At 72.3% G+C, this 21509-nt stretch carries 17 protein-coding genes; 11 read left to right on the forward strand and 6 right to left on the reverse strand.

Features of this window, described 5'->3' with window-relative positions:
* Nucleotides 1–39: 39 nt before the first annotated feature.
* Complete coding sequence (locus EDD30_RS07125; protein WP_071805094.1) at nt 40–414, forward strand: cupin domain-containing protein; 375 nt, start codon at nt 40–42, stop codon at nt 412–414.
* A 47-nt stretch (nt 415–461) separates the two neighbouring features.
* Here the strand turns inward: EDD30_RS07125 and EDD30_RS40435 are convergent, their stop codons facing one another.
* Nucleotides 462–1112: a hypothetical protein gene (locus tag EDD30_RS40435; protein WP_071805095.1), complete on the reverse strand. Its 651-nt coding sequence runs from the start codon at nt 1110–1112 to the stop codon at nt 462–464.
* An 84-nt stretch (nt 1113–1196) separates the two neighbouring features.
* Here EDD30_RS40435 and EDD30_RS07135 point away from each other — a divergent pair, with 84 nt between their 5' ends.
* The 10 genes from EDD30_RS07135 (at nt 1197) to EDD30_RS07180 (ending at nt 13462) form a co-directional block, all read left to right on the forward strand.
* A complete protein-coding gene (locus tag EDD30_RS07135; RefSeq protein ID WP_071805096.1) occupies nt 1197–1544 on the forward strand; it encodes an ABC transporter permease in 348 nt (115 codons plus the stop codon).
* Nucleotides 1545–1713: 169 nt separating this feature from the next.
* The gene (locus EDD30_RS07140; protein ID WP_071805097.1) at nt 1714–4623 is read left to right on the forward strand and encodes a galactose oxidase family protein; all 2910 of its coding nucleotides are present in this window, start codon (nt 1714–1716) and stop codon (nt 4621–4623) included.
* Between the two features lie 45 nt (nt 4624–4668).
* Nucleotides 4669–5433: a FadR/GntR family transcriptional regulator gene (locus EDD30_RS07145; protein WP_211277763.1), complete on the forward strand. Its 765-nt coding sequence runs from the start codon at nt 4669–4671 to the stop codon at nt 5431–5433.
* Nucleotides 5396–6829 (forward strand): hypothetical protein, encoded by a 1434-nt coding sequence (locus EDD30_RS39825; RefSeq protein WP_211277764.1) that lies wholly within the window; start codon nt 5396–5398, stop codon nt 6827–6829. The genes EDD30_RS07145 and EDD30_RS39825 overlap by 38 nt, the downstream gene beginning before the upstream one ends.
* The gene (locus tag EDD30_RS07155; protein ID WP_123678129.1) at nt 6822–8648 is read left to right on the forward strand and encodes a GMC family oxidoreductase; all 1827 of its coding nucleotides are present in this window, start codon (nt 6822–6824) and stop codon (nt 8646–8648) included. The genes EDD30_RS39825 and EDD30_RS07155 overlap by 8 nt, the downstream gene beginning before the upstream one ends.
* Before the next feature lie 66 nt (nt 8649–8714).
* Nucleotides 8715–9143: a YbjQ family protein gene (locus EDD30_RS07160; RefSeq protein WP_071808170.1), complete on the forward strand. Its 429-nt coding sequence runs from the start codon at nt 8715–8717 to the stop codon at nt 9141–9143.
* A gap of 112 nt (nt 9144–9255) precedes the next feature.
* On the forward strand, nt 9256–10035 hold the full coding sequence (locus tag EDD30_RS07165) for an electron transfer flavoprotein subunit beta/FixA family protein (RefSeq protein ID WP_123678130.1): 780 nt from the start codon (nt 9256–9258) through the stop codon (nt 10033–10035).
* A gap of 44 nt (nt 10036–10079) precedes the next feature.
* Entirely contained in the window at nt 10080–11054 is a 975-nt protein-coding gene (locus tag EDD30_RS07170; protein ID WP_123678131.1) for an electron transfer flavoprotein subunit alpha/FixB family protein, read from the forward strand.
* A gap of 52 nt (nt 11055–11106) precedes the next feature.
* A complete protein-coding gene (locus EDD30_RS07175; RefSeq protein WP_170047701.1) occupies nt 11107–13242 on the forward strand; it encodes a (Fe-S)-binding protein in 2136 nt (711 codons plus the stop codon).
* 40 nt (nt 13243–13282) lie between these two features.
* Nucleotides 13283–13462 (forward strand): hypothetical protein, encoded by a 180-nt coding sequence (locus EDD30_RS07180; RefSeq protein WP_071809649.1) that lies wholly within the window; start codon nt 13283–13285, stop codon nt 13460–13462.
* Here the strand turns inward: EDD30_RS07180 and EDD30_RS07185 are convergent.
* Genes EDD30_RS07185 through EDD30_RS07205 form a run of 5 tightly spaced genes read right to left on the reverse strand, consistent with a single transcriptional unit; the run spans nt 13452 to nt 21427 of the window.
* A complete protein-coding gene (locus EDD30_RS07185) occupies nt 13452–14657 on the reverse strand; it encodes an MFS transporter (RefSeq protein WP_071809650.1) in 1206 nt (401 codons plus the stop codon). The genes EDD30_RS07180 and EDD30_RS07185 overlap by 11 nt on opposite strands.
* Nucleotides 14654–15412 (reverse strand): respiratory nitrate reductase subunit gamma, encoded by a 759-nt coding sequence (narI, locus tag EDD30_RS07190; RefSeq protein ID WP_071809651.1) that lies wholly within the window; start codon nt 15410–15412, stop codon nt 14654–14656. Before narI ends, EDD30_RS07185 begins: the two co-directional genes overlap by 4 nt.
* Nucleotides 15409–16032, reverse strand: coding sequence for a nitrate reductase molybdenum cofactor assembly chaperone (narJ, locus tag EDD30_RS07195; RefSeq protein ID WP_071809652.1), 624 nt, complete (start codon nt 16030–16032; stop codon nt 15409–15411). Before narJ ends, narI begins: the two co-directional genes overlap by 4 nt.
* Nucleotides 16029–17759 (reverse strand): nitrate reductase subunit beta, encoded by a 1731-nt coding sequence (narH, locus tag EDD30_RS07200; protein ID WP_071809653.1) that lies wholly within the window; start codon nt 17757–17759, stop codon nt 16029–16031. The genes narJ and narH overlap by 4 nt, the downstream gene beginning before the upstream one ends.
* The gene (locus EDD30_RS07205; protein WP_071809654.1) at nt 17759–21427 is read right to left on the reverse strand and encodes a nitrate reductase subunit alpha; all 3669 of its coding nucleotides are present in this window, start codon (nt 21425–21427) and stop codon (nt 17759–17761) included. Before EDD30_RS07205 ends, narH begins: the two co-directional genes overlap by 1 nt.
* Between the last annotated feature and the right edge of the window lie 82 nt (nt 21428–21509).

Below are 21509 nucleotides of genomic sequence, written 5' to 3' on the forward strand. Positions count from 1 at the left end.
AGCCAGCTTGGACAAGCTGGCTTGACTATTGGAGGAGCAATGCACGTCATCCGCACCGCGCAGGCCCCTCGCTTCGAGGTGCCCGGCGTCGAGTTCACCGCCCTGGCCGCACCCAGCCGGGGCTCGGCCGAGATCTGTACCTGGCGGATCACCGTCGCGCCGGGCCTGCGGTCACCGGAGGCACACACGCTCGACCAGGACGAGATCTTCATGGTCGTGGCCGGCACCATCCGCCTGAGCCCGGACACGGAGACGCTCCACCCCGGGGATGCCGCGGTGGTTCCGGCGGGAGAACCGATCCAGCTTGACAACCCGGGCGACGCCCCGGCCGAGGCGTACGTGGTGGTCCGCGCCGGGTTCGTCCCCCGCGGCGCCGACGGCACGCCGGCCGGGACACCACCCTGGGCGCAGTGACACCGCCGGCGGCCGGCGTCGGCACGAGGCTGCCGCCGGCCGCCGGTTCACACGATCGTGGTGCTCGTGAAGGTCGGCGACGGCGTGGGATAGCACGCGGTCGGCACGTTCAGGTTGAGCACGCCGGCCCGTACGTTGGCGGCGAAGGTCAGGCTCGGGTCGGTGTAGCCGGTCCCGGCCAGGGTGGTGGTGATGGCCGTGCCCGCGGCGCCGACGGCGGTCAGGCGCAGGTGCAGAGTGGGCAACTGGAAGGTGGCTCCGCCGGCGATCGGGCCGGGCACGGTGGCCGTCACCAGGCCGTCGGCGTGGGTGACGGTAGGCGTGCCGGAACCGATGTCGACGCCGCCGCTGAGGGCGGCCGACCGCACCCCGGCGCCGGACGACACGGCGACTCTGAGCACGAGCGTGCGCAGGTTGTTGACCGTGAATCCGCCCGCGGTGGGCGGCGCGGTCATCGGGTCGGGCGAGAGCGTCACGTCGAAGTCGGTGCCCGTGCCGGCCTCGGCCGGACCGTCGGCCTGGATCGCGGTCGACAGCGTCAACTGCTGCGGCGGACCCAGCGGGGGCCGACCCTGACAGTCGAGCGTGACCGGGACCGCGGCCGCGGCGTGGGCGGCGGGAACGGCCGCCAGGAGGCCGGCCAGCACCAGACCTCCGGCGGCGGTGAGCAGACCTGCGGTTCGGACGAGGCGTCTCATCGGGCTCCCCTCATAGATGGACTTAGATAGACCACCATCAATGGGTTCAGCCGCGCGCGGCGATATGAAATCTTCTCGTAATGAGTGAGAACGACCGTCCTCGGGGCCGCTCTGCTCGTCGGATTCCGCCCGGACGCCACGGCGCTCGAGTGGCTCGCCGCGCTCGGCGTACTGATGGCGACCGCGTTCGCGCTGACCTGGTTCGCCGTCGCGCTCGGGATGGTCGCCGACAGCGTCGAGACGGCCAGCAACACACCGATGTTCCTGAGCCTGCTGCCGTTCCTCGGCAGCGGATTCGTGCCCACCGAGACGATGCCGGCCGGGCTGCGCGCGTTCGCCGGGTACCGGCCGTTCACGCCGGTCATCGAGACGCTGCGCGGGCTGTTGCTCGGCTCCGGGATCGGTGCCAGTGCCGTCGTCGCGCTCTCCTGATGCGCCGGGATCTCGCTGGTGTCGTACCTGTGTGGACCAGGCGCAAGTACAACCAGCGGGCTACCCGGTAAGCAACTTGCCATTGTCCGGCAATTGATTCACCGATTCTTCCGGCGCGCGACCCGGAGTTGAGTGACCCGCATCTGGCGGGCTCTCCACTGGGGGCGGAATGGATGCGAAACGGTGGTCGCGGGGCGCGGCGACGCTGATGATGTGCGCCGTCACCGGCGCGGTGGTGGTCGTCACGCAGCAGGACGGGGAACCGGCGGCGGCGCGCGACCCGCACGCCGCGCACCTCATACCGCGGATGGTGCCGGTCGCGATCACCGCGCCGGGGCCGTTGCCGCGGACCGGATGGACGGTCACGGCGGACAGCTCGCCGAGCGGGACGGGCGCCGGTAACGCCATCGACGACAACCCGGCGACCACCTGGCGTACGGCGGCGACCGCGCTCCCCCACACGTTGACCATCGACACCGGCAACCTGGTCGCGGTCGGCGGCCTGAGCTACCTGCCGCCGTCCGACTCGCCGAACGGCCGCATCGGGCGGTACCGGATCTCGGTCAGCGGCGACGGGACCGCCTACACCGACGTGGCGAACGGGACGTTCGCCGACGACGAGGGGGTCAAGACCTCCACGTTCGCGACCGTGCTGACCCGTTTCGTACGCCTCACCGCGCTCAGCGAGGCGGGCAACCGCGGGTCGTGGTCGGCGGCGGCGGAGATCCACCTGCTCGGTGGCACCGATCCGGCGCTCGCGCGTACCGGATGGACGGTCTCGGCGGACAGCCAGGAGACCGCGGCCGAGAACGGGGCTGCCGCCAACGTGCTCGACGGCAACACCGCGACGATGTGGCACACGGCGTGGAGCACCGCGCCCGCCGCGCCGCTGCCACACCAGATCACCGTGGACACGAAGGCGACCCACCTGATCTCCGGGCTGAGCTACCTGCCCCGGCAGGGCGGGGGCCGCAACGGCACCATCGGGCAGTACCGGGTGGAGACCAGCACGGACGGCGCGACGTGGGGCGCCGCGGCGGCGACCGGCCGCTTCGCGGACGTCAGCACCGCGCAGACCGTCACCTTCGACCCGCGGATCGCGCGCTACGTCCGCCTCACCGCGCTGACCGAGGCCGGCAACCGCGGGCCGTGGAGCAGCGCGGCGGAGCTCAACCTGCTCGGGCGGGCCGACCCCACCCTGGCCCGCACCGGCTGGACGGTGACCGCCTCCGACCAGGAGACCGCCCGGGAGAACGGCGCGGCCGCCAACGTCCTGGACGGCAACGCCGCCACGATCTGGCACTCGGCGTGGAGCAGCACCCCACCCGCGCCGCTGCCGCACTTGCTGACCGTCGACCTGAGGACCGCCGTTCGGGTGGGTGGTCTCGCCTATCTGCCGCGCCCGGCGGCGTCGCCGAACGGCCGCATCGGCCGCTACAAGATCGAGACCAGCACCGACGGTACGGCGTGGAGCGCGCGCGTGACCGGCGGCGCCTTCGCGGACAACCCCGCACTGCAGACCGTGGTGTTCCCGCCGGCGACCGCGCGGTACGTGCGGCTGACGGCGGAGTCGGAGGCGGGCACGCGCGGACCCTGGAGCAGCGCCGCCGAGATCAACCTGCTGGGCCCGAGCGGCTCGGTCGCCCCGGCCCGCGGCACGTGGAGTGCGCCGGTCGGCTTCCCGCTGGTGCCGGCGGCCGCGGCCCAGCTTCCCGACGGCAAGATTCTCACCTGGTCGGCGTACGCGCGGGACACGTTCTCGGGCGGCCGCGGGCGTACGGTGACCGCCACCTATGACCCGGCGACCGGCGAGGTCACCCAGCGGACCGTGACCGAGACCGGCCACGACATGTTCTGCCCCGGGATCTCGGTGCTGCCCAACGGGCGCATCGTCGTCACCGGCGGCAACGACAGTGCCAGGACCAGCATCTACGACCCCGGCACCGACGCGTGGACGACCGGCCCGGCGATGACCACCGCCCGCGGTTACCAGTCGAGCACCACGCTCTCCGACGGCCGGATCTTCACCATCGGCGGCTCGTGGAGCGGAGGGGTCGGCGGCACCGACGGCACCCCGCGCAAGGCCGGGGAGGTGTACTCGACGGCGACGGGCTGGACCGCCCTGCCGGGCGCCCGGGTGGAACCGATGCTGACCGCGGACGCCAACCCCAACGGCGACTACCGCAAGGACAACCACGCCTGGCTGTTCGGGTGGAGCGGCGGCACCGTGCTGCAGGCCGGGCCGAGCCGGGCGATGAACTGGTATACGACGGCCGGCACCGGGGGCACCACGCCGGCCGGCAACCGCGCCGACGACGTGGACGCCATGAACGGCAACGCCGTGATGTACGACGCCGGCAAGATCCTGACGGTCGGGGGCGCCACGTCGTACGAGAACGTCGACGCCAGCACCAGTGCCTACGCCCTGAGCATCTCCGGCACCACGGTGACCGCCCGCCGGACGGGCTCGCTGACGCACGCGCGGTCGTTCGCCAACAGCGTGGTCCTGCCCGACGGCAAGGTGGTGGTGTTCGGCGGACAGAACTATCCGGTGCCGTTCTCGGACAACACCGCGGTGCTCGGCGCCGAGATGTGGGACCCGGCCACCGAGTCGTTCACCACTCTGGCGTCGGCGGCGATCCCGCGTACGTACCACAGCGTGGCGCTCCTGATGCCGGACGCGCGGGTCTTCACCGGCGGCGGCGGCCTGTGCGGCAACTGCGGGACCAACCACTTCGACGGCGAGATCTTCACGCCGCCGAACCTGCTGAATCCCGACGGCACGCGGGCGCCCCGGCCGGTCATCACCACGGCCCCGGCCACGGCCGGCAACGGTGCGTCGATCACGGTGGCGACCGACCGGGCGGTGTCCTCGTTCGCGATCGTCCGCATGGGCACGGCGACGCACAGCGTGAACACGGACCAGCGCCGCATCGCCCTGGCGCCGACGGCGGTGACGGGCGGCTACCGGCTCACCATCCCGGCCGACCGGGGTGTCGCGCTGCCCGGCTACTGGATGCTCTTCGCGATGGACGCGCGCGGAGTGCCCAGCGTCGCGAAGACCATCCGCATCGGATGACCGCGACCCATTGACGGGCGTGCCCGCCTCTGACACTGTGGGCGAGTGGCTGATCCACTGATCCACTCGCCCATTGTGCGGAGCTCCGTCGTCGACGAACTGGTCGAGCGGCTGCGCGCCGACGTGCTCGGCGAGCGGTACGCGCCGGGCAGCCTGCTGCCACCCGAACGGGAGCTGGCCGCGGGCTACGGCGTGACCCGCACGTCGCTCAAGCACGCGCTGGTCCGCCTCGTGGAGGCGGGCCTGCTGGAGACCCGGCACGGGATCGGCACCCGCGTGCGCGACTTCCGGCGCACCGCAGGCCCCGACCTGCTGCCGTTCCTGGTCTCGCTGGACGGGCCGAGCTGGCTGGCGGAGGTGTTCACCGTCCGCCGCGAGATCGGCGCGCTGATCGCGGCCCGGGCCGCCGGGCACGCCGAGGAGGCCGACCGGGAACGGCTGGTCCGGCTCCGCGACGACATCGCCGCCGCGCCGGCTCCCGGCCCGGCTCAGCAGGCCGAGGCCGAGGTACACCGCGCCCTCGCCGCCGCCTCCGGCAACCGGGTGTACGAGCTGCTCGTCAACTCGCTGCTGCGGGCGTACGACGACGTACGGGAACTCTTCGCCGCCCCGTTCGCCGACCCCGCCGAGGCCGCCCGGCGGATCACCCCGCTGGTCGAGGCGGTCCGGTCCTGCGACCCGGCGGCGGCACACGCCGCCGCCGACGCTTACTACCTCTCCACCGAACGACTCATGCTGGGAGACGACGGTGTTCACGACGATGCGAGAAGTGATGACGGGGGCGGTCCGGCTGAGCGGGGAGGCCGGTGAGCGGCCGATCCGGCTGACCTTGCGGTTCACCGCACCGGGCGCGCTGCATCCCCTCGCCGACCTCCGGGCCGAGGCGACCGTCCGGGTCCAGGTGGCGGGGTTCGCCGACGATGCCGCGGCGACCGGCAGCATGGAGATCGCCCCGCTGCGGGCCGGCCGGATCGGCTACCGGCTCGCCTTCACCGCGCTCGACGGACGGCGGCTGTGGCTGGACGGCGGTAAGGCGGTGACCGTACGCCGCCCGCTGGCCAGCATGACCCGGCTCAGCGCCCGGCTGCTGGACGCCGAGGGGACCGTGGTGGGCAACGCCCGGCTGGTGTTCGACCTGCGCCGCGATCTCCTGCCGTTCCTGGCCAGCATGCGGCTGCGCCGCAGGCGCCGGCCGTGGCCGCAGGCGCCGGGCACCCGCGGCACACCGCTCCCCCGGCCGGCCGACGGCGGTCCCGCACCGGTCGCACCGGACGACCTGCTGCCCTCGCGGTGGCGCGGCCAGCCCGGGCGGCTCGAGGTCTGGTACGCGACCGTCACCGACCCGGCGACGGGCACCGGCATCTGGCTGCACCACGAGCTCGTGGCCCCGGCCGACGGCTCCCCGGCCCGGGCACACGGATGGGCCGCGGTCTTCCCGCGCGACGCCCCACCGGTCTGGGAACGCTTCGGCCCGGCCCCCTGGCCCGCCGAGCGTCCGGTCGCCGGGTACGACGCCGGCGGGATCACCGTCACCGCACAGGAGCTGACCGGCGCCGCCGGTGACCTGCGCTGGCGGCTGCGGGTGAGCGGCGATGGCGACCCGATGTTCACCTTTCCCCGCTGGGCCTGGCACCGTGAGCTGCTGCCGGCCGCCCAGATCCTTCCCGTGCCGACCGGCCGGTTCACCGGCACGGTCCAGGTGGGAGAGCGCGAGCTGACTCTCAGCGACGCGCCCGGGAACCTCGCCCGCATCTACGGCCACGGCAACGCCCGCCGGTGGGCCTGGCTGCACGCCGACCTCGGCGACGGCGACGTGTGCGAGGTGGTGGCGGCGGTCTCCACCCGGCCGGGCCTCAACCGGCTGCCTGCCCTGCCGTTCGTCCGGCTGCGGGTCGGCGGCATCGAGTATCCGGCCGGCGATCCGCTGCTGGCGGCGCTGCGCTTCCGTGCCCGCCTGGGACGGCCCCGCTGGACGGTGACCGGGCGCAGCGGCGACCGGAGGATTTCCGTGGCCGTGACCATGCCGCCCGAGCGGACCATCGCGGTGCCGTACGCCGACCCGGACGGAGCTCCGGCTGTCTGCCACAACTGCGAGGTGGCCGACGCCGTCGTCCTGCTGGAACGGCGTCACCGCGACGGCTGGCGCGAGGAACGGCGCTGGGAGCTGATCGCCACCGCACACGCGGAGGTGGGCGAGCGTGACTGATCGCCTGGGCGCACTCGCCGCCGCCCTGCTCGGCACCGACGCCGACGAGGGCAGGCGGATCGCGACCGAGCTGACCCGCCTCTCCGCCGCCTTCCCCCGGCCGGTACGGCTCGGGCTCGGCGTCGCCGGCGGCGGTCTCGACCTGGCCGCCCGGCTGCTGAGCGGCAAGTCGCTCGCCCGGCTCGACCCAGCCACCCGGGAGGCGGTCTGCACCGCGCTCGCCGCCCGGCCCGGCGGCCGGGCGCTGCTCGACGCCGTGAAGATGCCGCTGCTGCTGGCCGCGGCGGCCGGTGGGGCCGCGAGCGCGGCGCCGGCGGACGCGGCACCGGCGGCGGCCTCCCCGCCCGCGCCCGAGCCGGAGCTGACCTGTGTCGCCGTCGATGACTGGCCGCGGCGCAGCCGGGCCGACGCCGTCGTGATCGGTTCCGGGGCCGGTGGTGCGATGGCCGCCCGCGAGCTGGCCCGGGCCGGACTCTCGGTGGTGGTGCTGGAGGAAGGCCGGCGGTTCACCGCTGCGGAGTTCCGCGACCGGCCGGCCGCCGATCGCTTCGTGGACCTGTACCGCGACGGCGGCGCGACCTTCGCGCTCGGCACCCCGCCGGTGCTGCTGCCGCAGGGGCGCGGCGTCGGCGGCACCACGCTCGTGAACTCGGGCACCTGCTACCGCACCCCGGAGCGGGTCCTGCGGCGCTGGCGCGACGTGCACGGCCTCGCGCTGGCCGACCCGGCGCGGTTCGGGCCGTTACTGGACGAGGTGGAGCGCACCCTGCGGGTGGCGCCCCAGCCGACGGACGTGCTGGGCCGCAACGGCGAACTGGTGCTGGCCGGCGCCGCGGCGCTCGGCTGGAAGGCCGCGCCGATGCGCCGCAACGCGCCCGGCTGTGCCGGCTCCTGCCAGTGCGTCGTCGGTTGCCCGCGCAACGCCAAGAACGGCGTCCACCTCAACGCCCTGCCGCAGGCGTGCGCCGCCGGCGCGGTCGTGGTGACCGGCGCCAGGGTGGAGCGGATCGTCACGGCTCGCGGGCGCGCCGTCGGGGTGCGTTTCCGCGGCCGGTTGATCGCCGCCCCGCTCGTCGTGGCGGCGGCCGGCGCGTTGGAGACACCCCGGCTGCTGTCCCGGTCCGGGCTGGGCGGGCATCCCGGGATCGGCCGCGGGCTCGCGGTGCACCCGGCGGTCAGCCTGGCCGGCCGGTTCGGCGAGCCCGTGATCGCCTGGCGCGGCGTCCTGCAGAGCGTCGGCGTCGAGCAACTCCACGACGACGGCGTCCTCATCGAGGCCACCGCCGGCCCACCGGGGCTGGTCTCGTTCGTCCCGCCCGGCATCGGCCGGGAGCTGCACGCCGAGCTCGCCTCCGCGGACCGGCTGGCCACCGTCGGTGCGATGATCGCCGACCAGCCGAGCGGCCGGGTCAGCGCCCGCACGGTGCGCTACCGGCTGGCCGACAGCGACGCGGACCGGCTCCGGCTCGCCATCGTGGCCATCGGGGAGCTGCTGTTCGCCGCCGGCGCCGAGGCGGTCCTCACCGGGCTCGCCCACCGCCCGCACGCACACAGCGTCGGCGAGCTGCGCGACGCGGTCGCCACGGCCGACACCCGGCAGTTGCATCTCGCGGCGTTCCACCCGACGGGCAGCGCGCGGATGGGCGCCGATCCCCAGCGCGCGCCGGTGGACCCGGACGGGCGGCTGCGCGGCGTCCACGGGGTGTGGGTCGCCGACGCGTCCACGCTGCCCGGCTGCCCGGAGGTCAATCCGCAGGTGAGCATCATGGCGGTCGCCCTGGCCGCGGGCCGGGCCGCGGCGGCCGAGGCGGGCCGCTGACGCGGGATGCGGCCGGCGGGAGATCGCCTACTTCCGCGGGCGGTCGCTCGATCCTATAGTTCGTCGATGTTGATCGTGAGCTCGAACGACATCCCCGGATACGAGATCCAGGCAGTCCTCGGAGAGGTCTTCGGCGTGACCGTCCGGTCGCGCAACATGGGCACGGGCATCTCGGCCGGGTTCCGCGCCCTCAGTGGCGGCGAGATACCCGAGATGACCCAGTTGATGCTGCAGAGCCGCAACGAGGCCATGGGCCGGATGATCCACGCGGCGAAGTCCCACGGTGCCAATGCCATCGTGGCGTACCGCTTCGACAGCGGTGAGCTCGCGAGCAACTGGATCGAGATCTGCGCCTACGGCACGGCGGTCTGGATCGTGCCCGTCTCGGAGTACGCCAAGCGCCAGCACGAGGCCCTGGCCCGCGCCGGCCGGCTACCCCACCAGCACCAGTACGCCACGAACGTGGACGAGCACGGGCCGCCCGCGACGCACTGAGCCACGGCCTCGGCCGGTCGCGCGCCGCCGGCCGAAAAATCTACGTTGATCAATATCTCTCTGTACACTCGCGACAGCATCATGCTCTTGGACCGGGCGGAGGCTGTCGCCGATGAAGATCGTGGTCTTGGTCAAGCACGTGCCGTGCACGCTGCGCGGCATGACGTTCGGTGCCGACCACACGCTGGAGCGCGCCGCGCGGCCCGGTCGGCTCAACGAGGCCGACGAGTACGCGGTCGACCAGGCCCGGCGGATCGCACGGCGGCGGCGCGACGTGCAGATCACCGCCGTGACGATGGGTCCGGCCGCGTCCGCCGCGGCGCTGCGCAAGGCGTTGATCCTCGGCGCCGACGACGCGGTCCACGTCCTCGACGACCGGCTGCACGGCAGCGACGCGCTCGCCACCGCGCGGGTGCTCGCCACCGCCGTGGACCGGCTCGGCTTCGACCTCGTGCTGTCCGGCTCGGCGTCGTCGGACGCCGGGATGTCCGCGGTGCCGGCCATGGTCGCGGAGCTGCTCGGGGTTCCGGTGCTCTGCTTCGCCGACATCCTGCGGGTCCGCGAGCAGAAGGTCGAGATCGCCCGGGACGACGGCGCGGGCCTGCAGACGTACGTCGCCGCGCTGCCCGCCGTGGTCTCGATCACCGAGCGCTGCGGTGAACCCCTGTTGCCCACCCTGACGGCGACCCTCGACGCCCACCACAAGCTGGTCCACACCTGGTCGCTGGACGACCTCGGCATCGCCGGGAACGACGCCGGTGGCGCCACCACGACCATCGTCCGCCCCGTCCCGGCCGACCCGGCCGGGCGGACCCAGGTGCTGCTCGCCGACGACCCCGCGGTAGCCGCCATCCGGCTGGCGGACTTCCTGGCGCTCCACCAGTTCCTCTAGTCGTCGCTTCCGGTAGCCGTCGCACAAAATCCTGAAGAGGTGTCATGAGACCTGTGCTGGTGCTCGTGGATCGCACCGCGACCGGCGGGACCGTGTGCCGCTCCACGTGCGCGCTGCTCACCCTCGCCCGCCGGCTCGGCCCGCCCCTGGCGGTCCTCTGCGGCCCGCCCGGCGCGGCAAGCGTCGCCCTGCTGGGCCGGTACGGCGCCACCACGGTCACCACCACCGCCCGCCCCGAGCTCGACGAGTATCCCGCCGCCGCCCGGGTCGAGCTGCTGTCCCACCTCGTACGCCGGACGGCACCCGCCGCCGTCCTCGTGGCCTCCCACCGGCTCGGCCAGGAGATCGCCGCCCGGCTGGCCGCGCGGCTCGGCTCCGGCCTCGTCAGTGACGTCGTCGACCTGCGCGGGGACGCCGACGGGCCGGTCGCGGTCCAGCCGGCGCTGCTCGGTACGTACCGGGTGGAGTCCCGCGTGACCGGCGGCGTGCCGGTGTTCACCGTGCGCGCCGACGCCGTCGAGCCGGTGGCCGCGCCGGTGGAGCCGGACGTCCAGCGGGTCGAGATCGGCTTCCCGCCCGGCGTCCGTGCGGTGCGCCGGATCGCCCGCCGGCCGGCCGGCGCCGAGCTCCGGCCGGAGCTGGCCACGGCGGCCGTCGTCGTCGCCGGCGGCCGGGGTCTGGGCTCGCAGCAGTCTTTCGGCCTGGTCGGCGCGCTCGCCAAGGCACTGCACGGCACCGCCGGCGGGTCGCACAGCGCGGCCGAGCTCGGCTGGTGCCCGCGGTGCGAACAGATCGACCAGGTGGGCACGATCGTCCACCCCCGCCTGTACCTGGCGCTCGGCATCTCCGGCTCGGTCCGCCACCGGGCCGCCATGCAGCACGCGGAGACGATCGTGGCGATCGACCGCAACCCGGCCGCGCCCATCTTCGACCTGGCCGACCTCGGCGTGGTCGGCGACGTGCACCGCGTGGTGCCCGAATTGCTCGCCGAGATCAGCAGACGCAAGGCCACCCGGTGATCAGCCACAGCGAGGAGACGACGTGACGATACGACTGGTGCTTGGGCTGACCATGACCGCGGCCGCGTTCGCGCTGGCCGGGCGGCGGGTCCTCACCCTGTTCCGGCTGGCCCGCGCCGGGCAGCCGGCGGAGCCCGAGCGCACCACGGACCTCGGCACCCGCCTGGGGGCGATCGTGACCGAGGTGTTCGGCCAGCGGAAGCTGCTGAAGTGGAGCACACCCGGCCTCGCGCACTTCGCGGTGTTCTGGGGATTCGTGATCCTCGGCGCGACCATCGTGGAGGGCTACGGCGCGCTGTTCGACCCGGACTTCCACATCCCGCTCATCGGCAAGCAAGCCTGGCTGGGCTTCCTCGAGGACTTCTTCATCGTGGCGGTGCTGCTGTCGCTCGTCGTCTTCGCCGGGATCCGCCTGCGCCACCGCCCGCAGCGCGACGGACGCCGGTCCCGGTTCTTCGGGTCGCATCTGGGCGCCGCGTGGCTCGTCCTGTTCATGATCTTCAACGTGATGTGGACGCTGCTGCTCTGCCGCGGCGCACAGATCAACACCGGGAACTTCCCCTTCGCCGACGGCGCGTTCGCCTCGGAGGCGGTCGCGAAGGTGTTGCAGCCGGCCGGGCACGCCGCCAACGAGGTCCTGGAGACGGTCGGCCTGCTCGCCACGCTCGGCGCCGTGCTGGCCTTCCTCGTCATCGTCGTGCACTCCAAGCACCTGCACATCGGGCTCGCACCGCTGAACGTGCTGTTCTCCCGCCGCCCCCGGGCGCTGGGCCCGCTGCTGCCGGTGCACTCGGGCGGCGCACCGGTGAACTTCGAGGACCCGGACGAGGACGACAAGATCGGCCGGGGCGCGATCGAGGACTTCACCTGGAAGGGCATGCTGGACTTCGGCTCCTGCACGGAGTGCGGCCGGTGCCAGTCCCAGTGCCCGGCCTGGCACACCGACAAGCCGCTCAACCCCAAGCTGCTCATCATGGGCCTGCGCGACCACGCGCTGGCGAAGGCGCCGTACCTGCTCGCCACCTCCGATGCCGAGCGCGATGCCCTGAGCGACGACGTCCGCGCGGAGGCGGCCCGGCCCCTCGTCGGACCGGCGGAGGCCGGCGGGGTGATCGACCCCGACGTGCTGTGGTCCTGCGTGACCTGCGGGGCGTGCGTCGAGCAGTGCCCCGTCGACATCGAGCACGTCGACCACATCGTCGACATGCGGCGCTACCAGGTGCTCATCGAGTCCCAGTTCCCGAAGGAAGCCAACGTCATGCTGCGCAACCTCGAGCGGGCCGGGGACCCGTGGGGCCGCGGCGGAAAAGCCAGGCTGGAGTGGACGGCCGGGCTGCCGTTCGAGGTCCGCGTCTTCGGCACCGGCGGCGAGGAACGGCTCCCCGACGACGTCGAGTACCTCTTCTGGGTGGGCTGCGCGGGCGCGCTGGACGAGAACGCCAAGCGCACCACCCGCGCGGTCGCGCAGCTCCTGCACGAGGCCGGCGTCGAGTTCATGGTGCTCGGCAGCGGCGAGACGTGCACGGGCGACGCCGCCCGCCGCCTCGGCCAGGAAATGCTGTTCCAGGAGCTGGCGACGCAGAACGTGGAGACCCTGAACGCCGCCGGAGCCCGGAAGATCGTGGTGACGTGCGCGCACTGCTTCAACACGATCGGCAACGAGTACCAGCAGCTCGGCGGCGACTACGAGGTCGTCCACCACACGCAACTGCTGTCCCGGCTCGTGGCCGACGGCCGGCTGCGCCCGGCCCACCCCGTCGACACCGCGGTCACCTACCACGACCCCTGCTACCTCGGGCGGCACAACCGCGTCTTCAGCCCGCCACGGGAACTGCTGGGCAGCGTGCCCGGACTGCAGTTCACCGAGATGACCCGGAGCCGCGAGACGTCGTTCTGCTGCGGTGCGGGCGGCGCCCGGATGTGGATGGAGGAGCCCCTCGGCACCCGCATCAACGAGGCCCGCACCGACCAGGCGCTCGACACCGGGGCGAGCGTGGTCGCCGCGGCGTGCCCGTTCTGCATCAGCATGCTCACCGACGGCGTCGCCACCCGCAAGCAGCAGGGCAAGGCGGCGGAGGACGTCCGGGTGTCCGACGTGTCCGAGCTGCTGCTCCGCTCGGTACGCGGCAACGGCGCGGCGCCCGGAAATCCCCAACAGGGGAATACGGAGCCGCCAAGATCCCTCTGAGGCCCAGCCTGAACGGTACGAATCGGCCACCACCTCGGAGATGACCTACGGGATCAGCGAGGTGGCGGCCGGCGCCGAGCGGATCGCCGCCGGCATCGGCTCCGTCACCCAGGAGGCGAACCGGACCACCACCGGCGCAGAATCCACGGCACGGTCGGCGGGAGAGCTCGCACAGACCGCGGAACGCCTCCGTGGCATCGTGGCCGGCTTCACGACCTGACCGAGGACACGGCGGCGGTCGGTGCGACCGGGCCGCGCATCCGGACGGCGGTGTAGACCGCCGCGGCGAGTGCGACGTCGGACAGCAGCATCAGGCCGATCGAGTACGAGCCCTCGGTTCCGTACACCCAGCCCATGATCAGTGGCGGGACGAAGCCGCCGAGGCCGCCCGCGGCGCCGACGACGCCGGTGACCGAGCCGATCTTGTCCGCGGGCGCGACCTTGCCGACGAGGGCGAAGACGGCGCCGCCGGCGGCACCGAGCAGGGCGGCCATGCCGAGGAACGCGACCGTGGACAGCGGCATCAGCGGCGGCTGGAACGCCTGCAGGACCGCGAACACCGCGGTGCCGGAGAAGCACCACACCAGCACGGGCACCGGGTGGTAGCGGTCGGACAGCCAGCCGCCGGTCGGGCGGGCCGCCACGGCGAGCACCACGAAACCGGCGGTGCGCAGGGCGGCGTCGCCGGCGGTCAGCCCGTATGCGGTGCCCAGGTAGGCGGGCAGGTAGACGCTGAAGGCCACGAACCCGCCGAAGCCCACCGCGTACAGGAAGCTGAGCTGCCAGGTGACGGTCAGGCGGCAGACGTCGAGGGTACGGGCGACCGCGGATCCCGCCGGCGGAGTGCGCCCGGGTGGGTCACGCAACAGCAGGAACGCCAGCACCGCGTAGCCGGCGAGGATGCCGGCGACGAGCAGGAAGGGCGTGTTCCTCCCGTACGTGTCCGCGAGCCGTACGGTCGTGAAGTTGGCGATGGCGGTGCCGCCCGTACCGATGCCGAACACGCCGAGGGCGAAACCCTTGCGCTCGGGCGGAAACCAGCCGGAGATCAGCGGGACGCCGATGGCGAACGTGGTGCCGCCCAGGCCGAGGAAGAATCCGGTGGCGATCAGCGCGCCGTAACCCTCGACGACGGTGAGGATCAGCACCGGGACGGTGGTAGCCAGGCTGAGCAGCGGGAACATGATGCGGGCGCCGAACCGGTCGGTGAGCGCGCCGACCGGGATGCGGCCGAGCGAGCCGACCACGACGGGCACGGCAACCAGCAGCGACTGGGCGGCGAAGCTCAGGCCGAGGCGCTCCTTGACGCCGGGCGCAAGCGGGCCGAGCAGCGCCCAGGCCCAGAAGTTGACGGTGAATCCCAGCGTGGCGACGGCCAGGTTCACGGTGGCCGCACGGGAAGTGGTCGTCGTCATCGTCCGCCCCGGGCGCGGGTCGCGGGGGCCTGGGGCGGACCCTCCCAGCCGGGCCGGGTCGCGCGCAGGCCGGGCCGCGGGCGCAGGTCGCGGCTGCGGTAGACAACGTACGGGCGGGTGAGGTAGCCGACGGGCGCGCTGAACGCGTGCACGAGCCGGGTGAACGGCCAGAACGCGAAGAGCGCGAACGCGGCGATGATGTGGATCTGGAAGCCGATCGGCACGGCCGCCATGACCTCCGGGTCGGGGCTGAGGTAGAACAGCGACCGGAACCAGGGCGAGATCGTCTCGCGGTAGTCGTAGCCGTCGCCGGCGATGTTGGCCCGGACCGTGGTCCACAGACCCAGGACGATCACGGACGCCAGCACCACGTACATGGACTTGTCGTTCCTGGTGGTGGCGGCGAAGACCGGTCCGGTGAGCCGACGCCGGGCGATGAGGATCGCCATGCCGATCAGCGTGCAGAAGCCCGCGATCGTGCCGACGAACACCGCCATCAAGTGGTAGGTGTGCTCGGTGACGCCGACCGCCTCGGTCCAGGACTTCGGGATCAGCAGGCCGCCGATGTGCCCGACAAGGACCATGAGGATCCCGAAGTGGAACATGGGGCTGCCCCAGCGCAGCACGGCGGTCTCGTAGAGCTGGGAGGAGCGCGTGGTCCAGCCGAACTTGTCATAGCGGTAGCGCCAGATCAGCCCACCGGCCAGCACGGCGATGGCCACGTAGGGGTACACGACCCACAGCAGGACGTTCACCGGCGGCCTCCGGTCGTGTCGACGAGCCCGTACGGTTCCAGGCCCACCTGCTCGACCGGCGGCCCGGTGCCGGCGAGCTGCGCGACGGCCCGCAGTTCCGCGGGACCGGCAGCGGGCAGCATGGCGCGCACGGCCTCGATCGCGTGCCGGTAGACCGACTCCTCCCGGCCCAGCGACTCGGTCAGCAGGTCCAGGCCCACCCGGTTGTCCCGCAGCAGCCGCCACCCGCCGTCGTCGGTGGCCGCCAGGTCCAGCACGGCGGGCAGGTAGTCGGGCAGCTCACCGCCGACGACCTCGAGGCCCGCGGCCTTGTAGGCGGCGGCGAAGCCGACCAGCGCCTCACCCCGCTTACGCGTGTCGCCGCAGGTGTAATAGGTCAGGTGCAGCGCGCAGCGGCGGCGGAAGTCGAACAGCTCGACGTACTCGGTGCGCAGCCGCGACGCCTCCCTCGCGGCCCGGTGCTCCGCCACGGTCCGCAGCGGTGCGGCCACATCCGCGGGCAGGTCGGGCAGGGCACCGGTGATCACCGGCAGCGACCCCAGGACCTCCTCGTCCGGATAGCGCAGCAGCAGGGACGCGGCGCGGGCGGCTACCGCCCGCCATGCGACGGTCCGGGTCATCGTGGACTCCCCTCGGTGTCGACGGTCCCGGGACCGCCCGTCTCGCCTCCACCGGCGGCCGGGTCGCGCCGCGGGGGGAACAGGCCCTCCGGACGACCCTTGCCGTCCCAGTTGAGCAGGTTCACCCGGCGGGCCTCGTCGCCGGGATCGGTGAAGCCGTCGGCGGTCTGGCGGTCCCGCAGCATGTGGAAGGTCTCCACCTGGATGGGCGCCGGAACGCCCGACGACTCGCCGAACGGGCCCTGGCCGTAGGGTCCGCCGCCGCCCATCCCCGGCCCGCCCTCGTAGTCGAGGCTGCACTCGGTGCCGAGCTGCTCGAGGCGGTGGGCGTCCTCGGCGTGCGCGGCCGGGATGACGTACCGGTCCTCGTACTTGGCGATGGCGAGGAGCCGGTACATGTCGTCCATCTGGCGGCCGGTCATGCCGACCCGGGCGGCGATCGACTCGTCCCGGTCCTCGCCGAGGTTGATCCGCCGCTGGTAGGCACGCATCGCCGCCAGGCGTTGCAGCACGTCGGTCACGGGGGCGGCATCGCCCGCGGTGAACAGCCCGGCCAGGTAGTCCAGCGGGATGCGCAGCGCGTCGACGGCGCCGAACAGGTTGTTCATGTCCTCGCCGTCGTGGCCGGTGTCGCGCAGGATGTCCACGACCGGCGACAGCGGCGGGATGTACCAGACCATGGGCATGGTCCGGTATTCCGGGTGCAGCGGCAGCGCCACCTGGTACTTCATGATCAGGTCCCAGATCGGGGACCGTTGGGCGGCGGTGATCCAGTCGTCCGGGATGCCCGCGGCGCGGGCCGCGGCGACGACCTGCGGGTCGTGCGGGTCGAGGAACACCGACTTCTGCGCCTCGAACAGGGCGTGTTCGTCCTTGACGGCGGCGGCCTTCCCGACGGCATCGGCGTCGTAGAGCATCAGCCCGAGGTAGCGCAGCCGGCCGACGCAGGTCTCGGAGCAGATGGTCGGCTGGCCGAGCTCGATGCGGGGGAAGCAGAAGGTGCACTTCTCGGCCTTGCCGGTGCGGTGGTTGAAGTAGACCTTCTTGTACGGGCAGCCCGTGACGCACATCCGCCAGCCGCGGCAGCGGTCCTGGTCCACCAGCACGATGCCGTCCTCGGCCCGCTTGTAGATCGCACCCGAGGGGCACGATGCGGCGCACGACGGATTGAGGCAGTGCTCGCAGATGCGGGGCAGGAAGAACAGGAACGCCTTCTCGTACTCCTGCTTCACCTTCTCGGAGACCTGCTGCAGGACCGGGTCGCCGGCGGCGATCTCGTTGCCGCCGGCCAGGGAGTCGTCCCAGTTCGCCGACCAGGTGACTTTGGTGTCCTTGCCGGTGAGCAGCGACTTGGGGCGGGCGACCGGGATGTCGTCACCGGCCGGGGCGGAGAGCAGGTGCTCGTAATCGTAGGTCCAGGGCTCGTAGTAGTCCTGCATGGCGGGCAGTTTCGGGTTGGCGAAGATGCTGAACAGCTTCTTCACCCGCCCGCCTGCTTTCGGCTTGAGCCGGCCGGTGCGGGTCCGCACCCAGCCACCCTGCCACCGATCCTGGTCCTGGTAGGTGCGCGGGTAGCCCTGCCCGGGCCGTGACTCGACGTTGTTGAACCACACGTACTCCACGCCGGAGCGGTTGGTCCACGCCTGCTTGCACGTCACCGAACAGGTGTGGCAGCCGATGCACTTGTCGAGGTTCATCACCATCGACATCTGAGCCATGACGCGCATCAGTAGGTCACCTCCTGCGACCGGCGGCGGATCACGGTGACCTCGTCACGCTGGTTACCGGTCGGGCCGAGATAGTTGAACGCGAACGAGAGCTGGGCGTAGCCGCCGATGATGTGGCTCGGTTTGATCAGCAGCCGGGTCAGCGAGTTGTGGATACCACCGCGCCGCCCGTTGACCTCGGCCTTCGGCACATCGATCACCCGCTCCTGGGCGTGGTACATGTAGACGGTGCCCTCGGGCATCTTGTGGGTCACCACGGCCCGGCACACCACCACGCCGTTGCGGTTCACCGCCTCGATCCACTCGTTGTCCCGCACGCCGATCTTCGCGGCGTCGGCCTCACTCATCCACATCGTCGGGCCACCGCGGGACAACGTCAGCATGATCAGGTTGTCCTGGTACTCGGAGTGGATCGACCACTTCGAGTGCGGCGTCAGATACCGCACGGTCAGTTCCAGTTCGCCGTTGCGGCCGAGCCGTGGTTCGCCGAAGAGCTTGTGCATGTCCAGCGGCGGCCGGAACACCGGCAGCTCCTCCCCCAGTTCCTGCATCCAGTCGTGGTCGAGGTAGAAGTGCTGCCGCCCGGTCAGCGTGTGCCACGGCTTGAGCCGCTCGGTGTTGATGGTGAACGGCGAGTACCGGCGGCCGCCGTGCTCGCTGCCCGACCACTCCGGACTGGTGATCACCGGCACCGGCCGCGACTGGCAGTCGGCGAAGCGGATCTGCTTGCCCTCGTGCTCGGACGACATGTCCGCCAGCTTCTGCCCCGTCCGCCGCTCGAGGAAGTGGAACCCCTCGGTGGCGACCCGACCGTTCGTGGTGCCCGCCAGCGCCAGGATCGCCTCGCAGGCCCGGATGTCGGTGTCCAGCCGCGGACGGCCGTCCGCGACGCCGCCCCGCACGGTGCCGTTGACCTTCTTCAGAAACTCGATCTCCGGATTGACGTCCACGGTGACGGCCTTGGTGGTCGTGCCGAGCCGATCCAACAGGGGCCCCAGCGCCCCCATCTTCGCGCTGACGGCGCCGTAGTCACGCTCGACCACGAGGAACTTCGGCATCGTCTTACCGGGTATCGCCTCGGTCTCGCCGGTCTTCCAGTCCCGCACCACCCCGCCCGGCGTCGCCATCGCGTCCGGAGTGTCGTGCAGCAGCGGCGCGGCGACCAGGTCCTTGCGCACGCCCAGGCGCGGCCCGGCAAGCTCGGAGAACACCTTCGCGATGCCGTGGAACGCGTCGAAGTCGGTGCGGGTCTGCCACGGCGGATTGATCGCCGGGGTGAACGCGTGCACGAACGGGTGCATGTCCGTGGTATTCAGGTCGTGCTTCTCGTACCAGGTGGCGGCCGGCAGCACGATGTCGGAGAACAGCGTGGTGGACGTCATCCGGAAGTCCAGCGACAGCAGCAGGTCGAGCTTGCCTTCCGGCGCCTCGTCGTGCCACACCACGTCCGTGGGGCGACGCTCCCGCGGTGCCTCGGCGGCGCGCAGGTTCGAGTCGGTGCCCAGCAGGTGCCGCAGGAAGTACTCGTTGCCCTTCGCCGACGAGCCCAGCAGGTTGGCCCGCCACACCGTCAGCACCCGCGGCCAGTTCTGCGGCGCGTCCGGATCGGTGCACGCGAACCCGAGCCGGCCGTCGACGAGCTCCTTGGCCACATGAGCGGCGGGATTGTCGGGCGCGGCCGCCAGCGCCTCGTCCGCGACGTCGAGCGGGTTACGGTCGAACGTCGGCATCGACGGCATCCAGCCCAGCCGCGCCGACTGGGCCAGCAGGTCGGCGGTGTGCCTGCCGGCGAAGGTACCGCGGCCGAGCGGGGAGGCGAGCACTCCCGCGTCGTACTGGTCGTAACGCCACTGGTCGGTGTGCAGGTACCAGAACGCGGTCCCGATCATCTGCCGCGGCGGACGGACCCAGTCCAGGCCGAACGCAAGCTGCGACCAGCCGGTGACCGGCCGGCACTTCTCCTGCCCGACGTAGTGCGCCCACCCTCCCCCGTTGACCCCCTGACAGCCGGTCAACGTGGTCAGCGCGAGCATCGCCCGGTACGTGGCATCGGAGTGGAACCAGTGGTTCGTCCCCGCCCCCATGAGGATCATCGACCGGCCGCCGGAGCGCTCGGCATTGTCGGCGAACTCCCGGGCGATCCGCGCCACCGCGGCCGCGGGGACACCGGTGATCGGCTCCTGCCAGGCGGGCGTGTAGGGGACATCCGGGTCGTCGTAGCCGGTGGGCCAGGTCCCCGGCAGGCCCGGGCGTGACACCCCGTACTGGGCGAGCATCAGATCGAGGACGGTCGTGACGACCTTTCCCGCTGCCGTCGCCGTCGGCACGCCCCGGCGCATCAGCTCCGGGGTGTCGTTGTCGAACCGCGGCAGCAGCACCGCGACCCCGTCACCACCGGCGCAGCTCAACCGGGGCGCGATGTCACCGAGGTCGAGGTTCCACTTACCGACACCGGCCTCGCTGAACCGGTCACCCAGCGACCCGTTCGGCACCGCCGGCGCGTCCGTAGCGGTGTCCCACACCACCGGCCGGAACGCCGCTTCGGCATCCGTCGCGCCCAGATCGGCGGCAGTGACGAATTTGCCCGGCCGGAAGCCGCCGCCCTCGACCGGTTCCAGAGTCACCAGATACGGAAGGTCGGTGAAGCGGGAGACGTAGTCGACGAACCGCGGGGTCGTCCTGTCGACGAAGAACTCCTTCAGCACGACGTGGCCCATCGCCATCGCCAGGGCGCCGTCGGTGCCGGGCTGCGCCGGCAGCCAGTCGTCGGCGAACTTGACGTTGTCGGCGTAGTCCGGGCTGACGACCACGACCTTCTGCCCGCGGTAACGGGCCTCGGCCATCCAGTGCGCGTCCGGGGTACGGGTCACCGGCACGTTGGAGCCCCACATGATCAGGTACGAGGCGTCCCACCAGTCGCCGGACTCCGGCACGTCGGTCTGGTCGCCGAACATCTGCGGCGAGGCCACCGGCAGGTCGGCGTACCAGTCGTAAAACGACAGCATGCTGCCGCCGATCAGCGACAGGAACCGGGCACCGACCGCATGCGACACCATCGACATAGCCGGAATCGGCGAGAAGCCGGCGACCCGGTCCGGGCCGTACTTCTGGATAGCGTGCACGTGCGCGGCGGCGATCATCTCCTGCGCCTCGTCCCACGTCACCCGCACCAGGCCGCCCCTGCCGCGCGCCTTCTGATAACGGCGCCGCCGCTGCGGGTCGTTCTGGATGTCCGCCCAGGCGGCGACCGGGTCACCGCCGAGGCGACGCTTCGCCTCCCGAAACATCTCCACCAGCACGCCCCGCGCGTACGGATACCGCACCCGCGTCGGCGAATACGTGTACCAGGAGAACGCCGCACCCCGGGGGCAACCCCGCGGCTCGTACTCCGGCCGGTCGGCGCCGACGCTCGGGTAGTCGGTCTGCTGTTGCTCCCAGGTGATGATGCCGTCCTTGACGTACACCTTCCACGAGCAGGAACCGGTGCAGTTCACCCCATGGGTGGAGCGCACCACCTTGTCGTAGGACCAGCGGTCGCGGTAGAACGCGTCCGCCTCCCGGCCACCGATCTGATGCAACGTGCGCCCGTCGGCGGACACCTCCGCCCGGCGCACCAGGCCACCAACCGCCAACAGTGCCCGGCCCGCCTGCTCCGTCGTGCCCGCCATCGCACCATCTCCAATTTCGCCTGGTACGACCAATCTTGGGCGATGAGATGACGGTCGTAACCGGAACGCGTATTTCCGCCCT

This window comes from Couchioplanes caeruleus (genome assembly GCF_003751945.1).
In the GTDB taxonomy this organism is placed as follows: domain Bacteria; phylum Actinomycetota; class Actinomycetes; order Mycobacteriales; family Micromonosporaceae; genus Actinoplanes; species Actinoplanes caeruleus.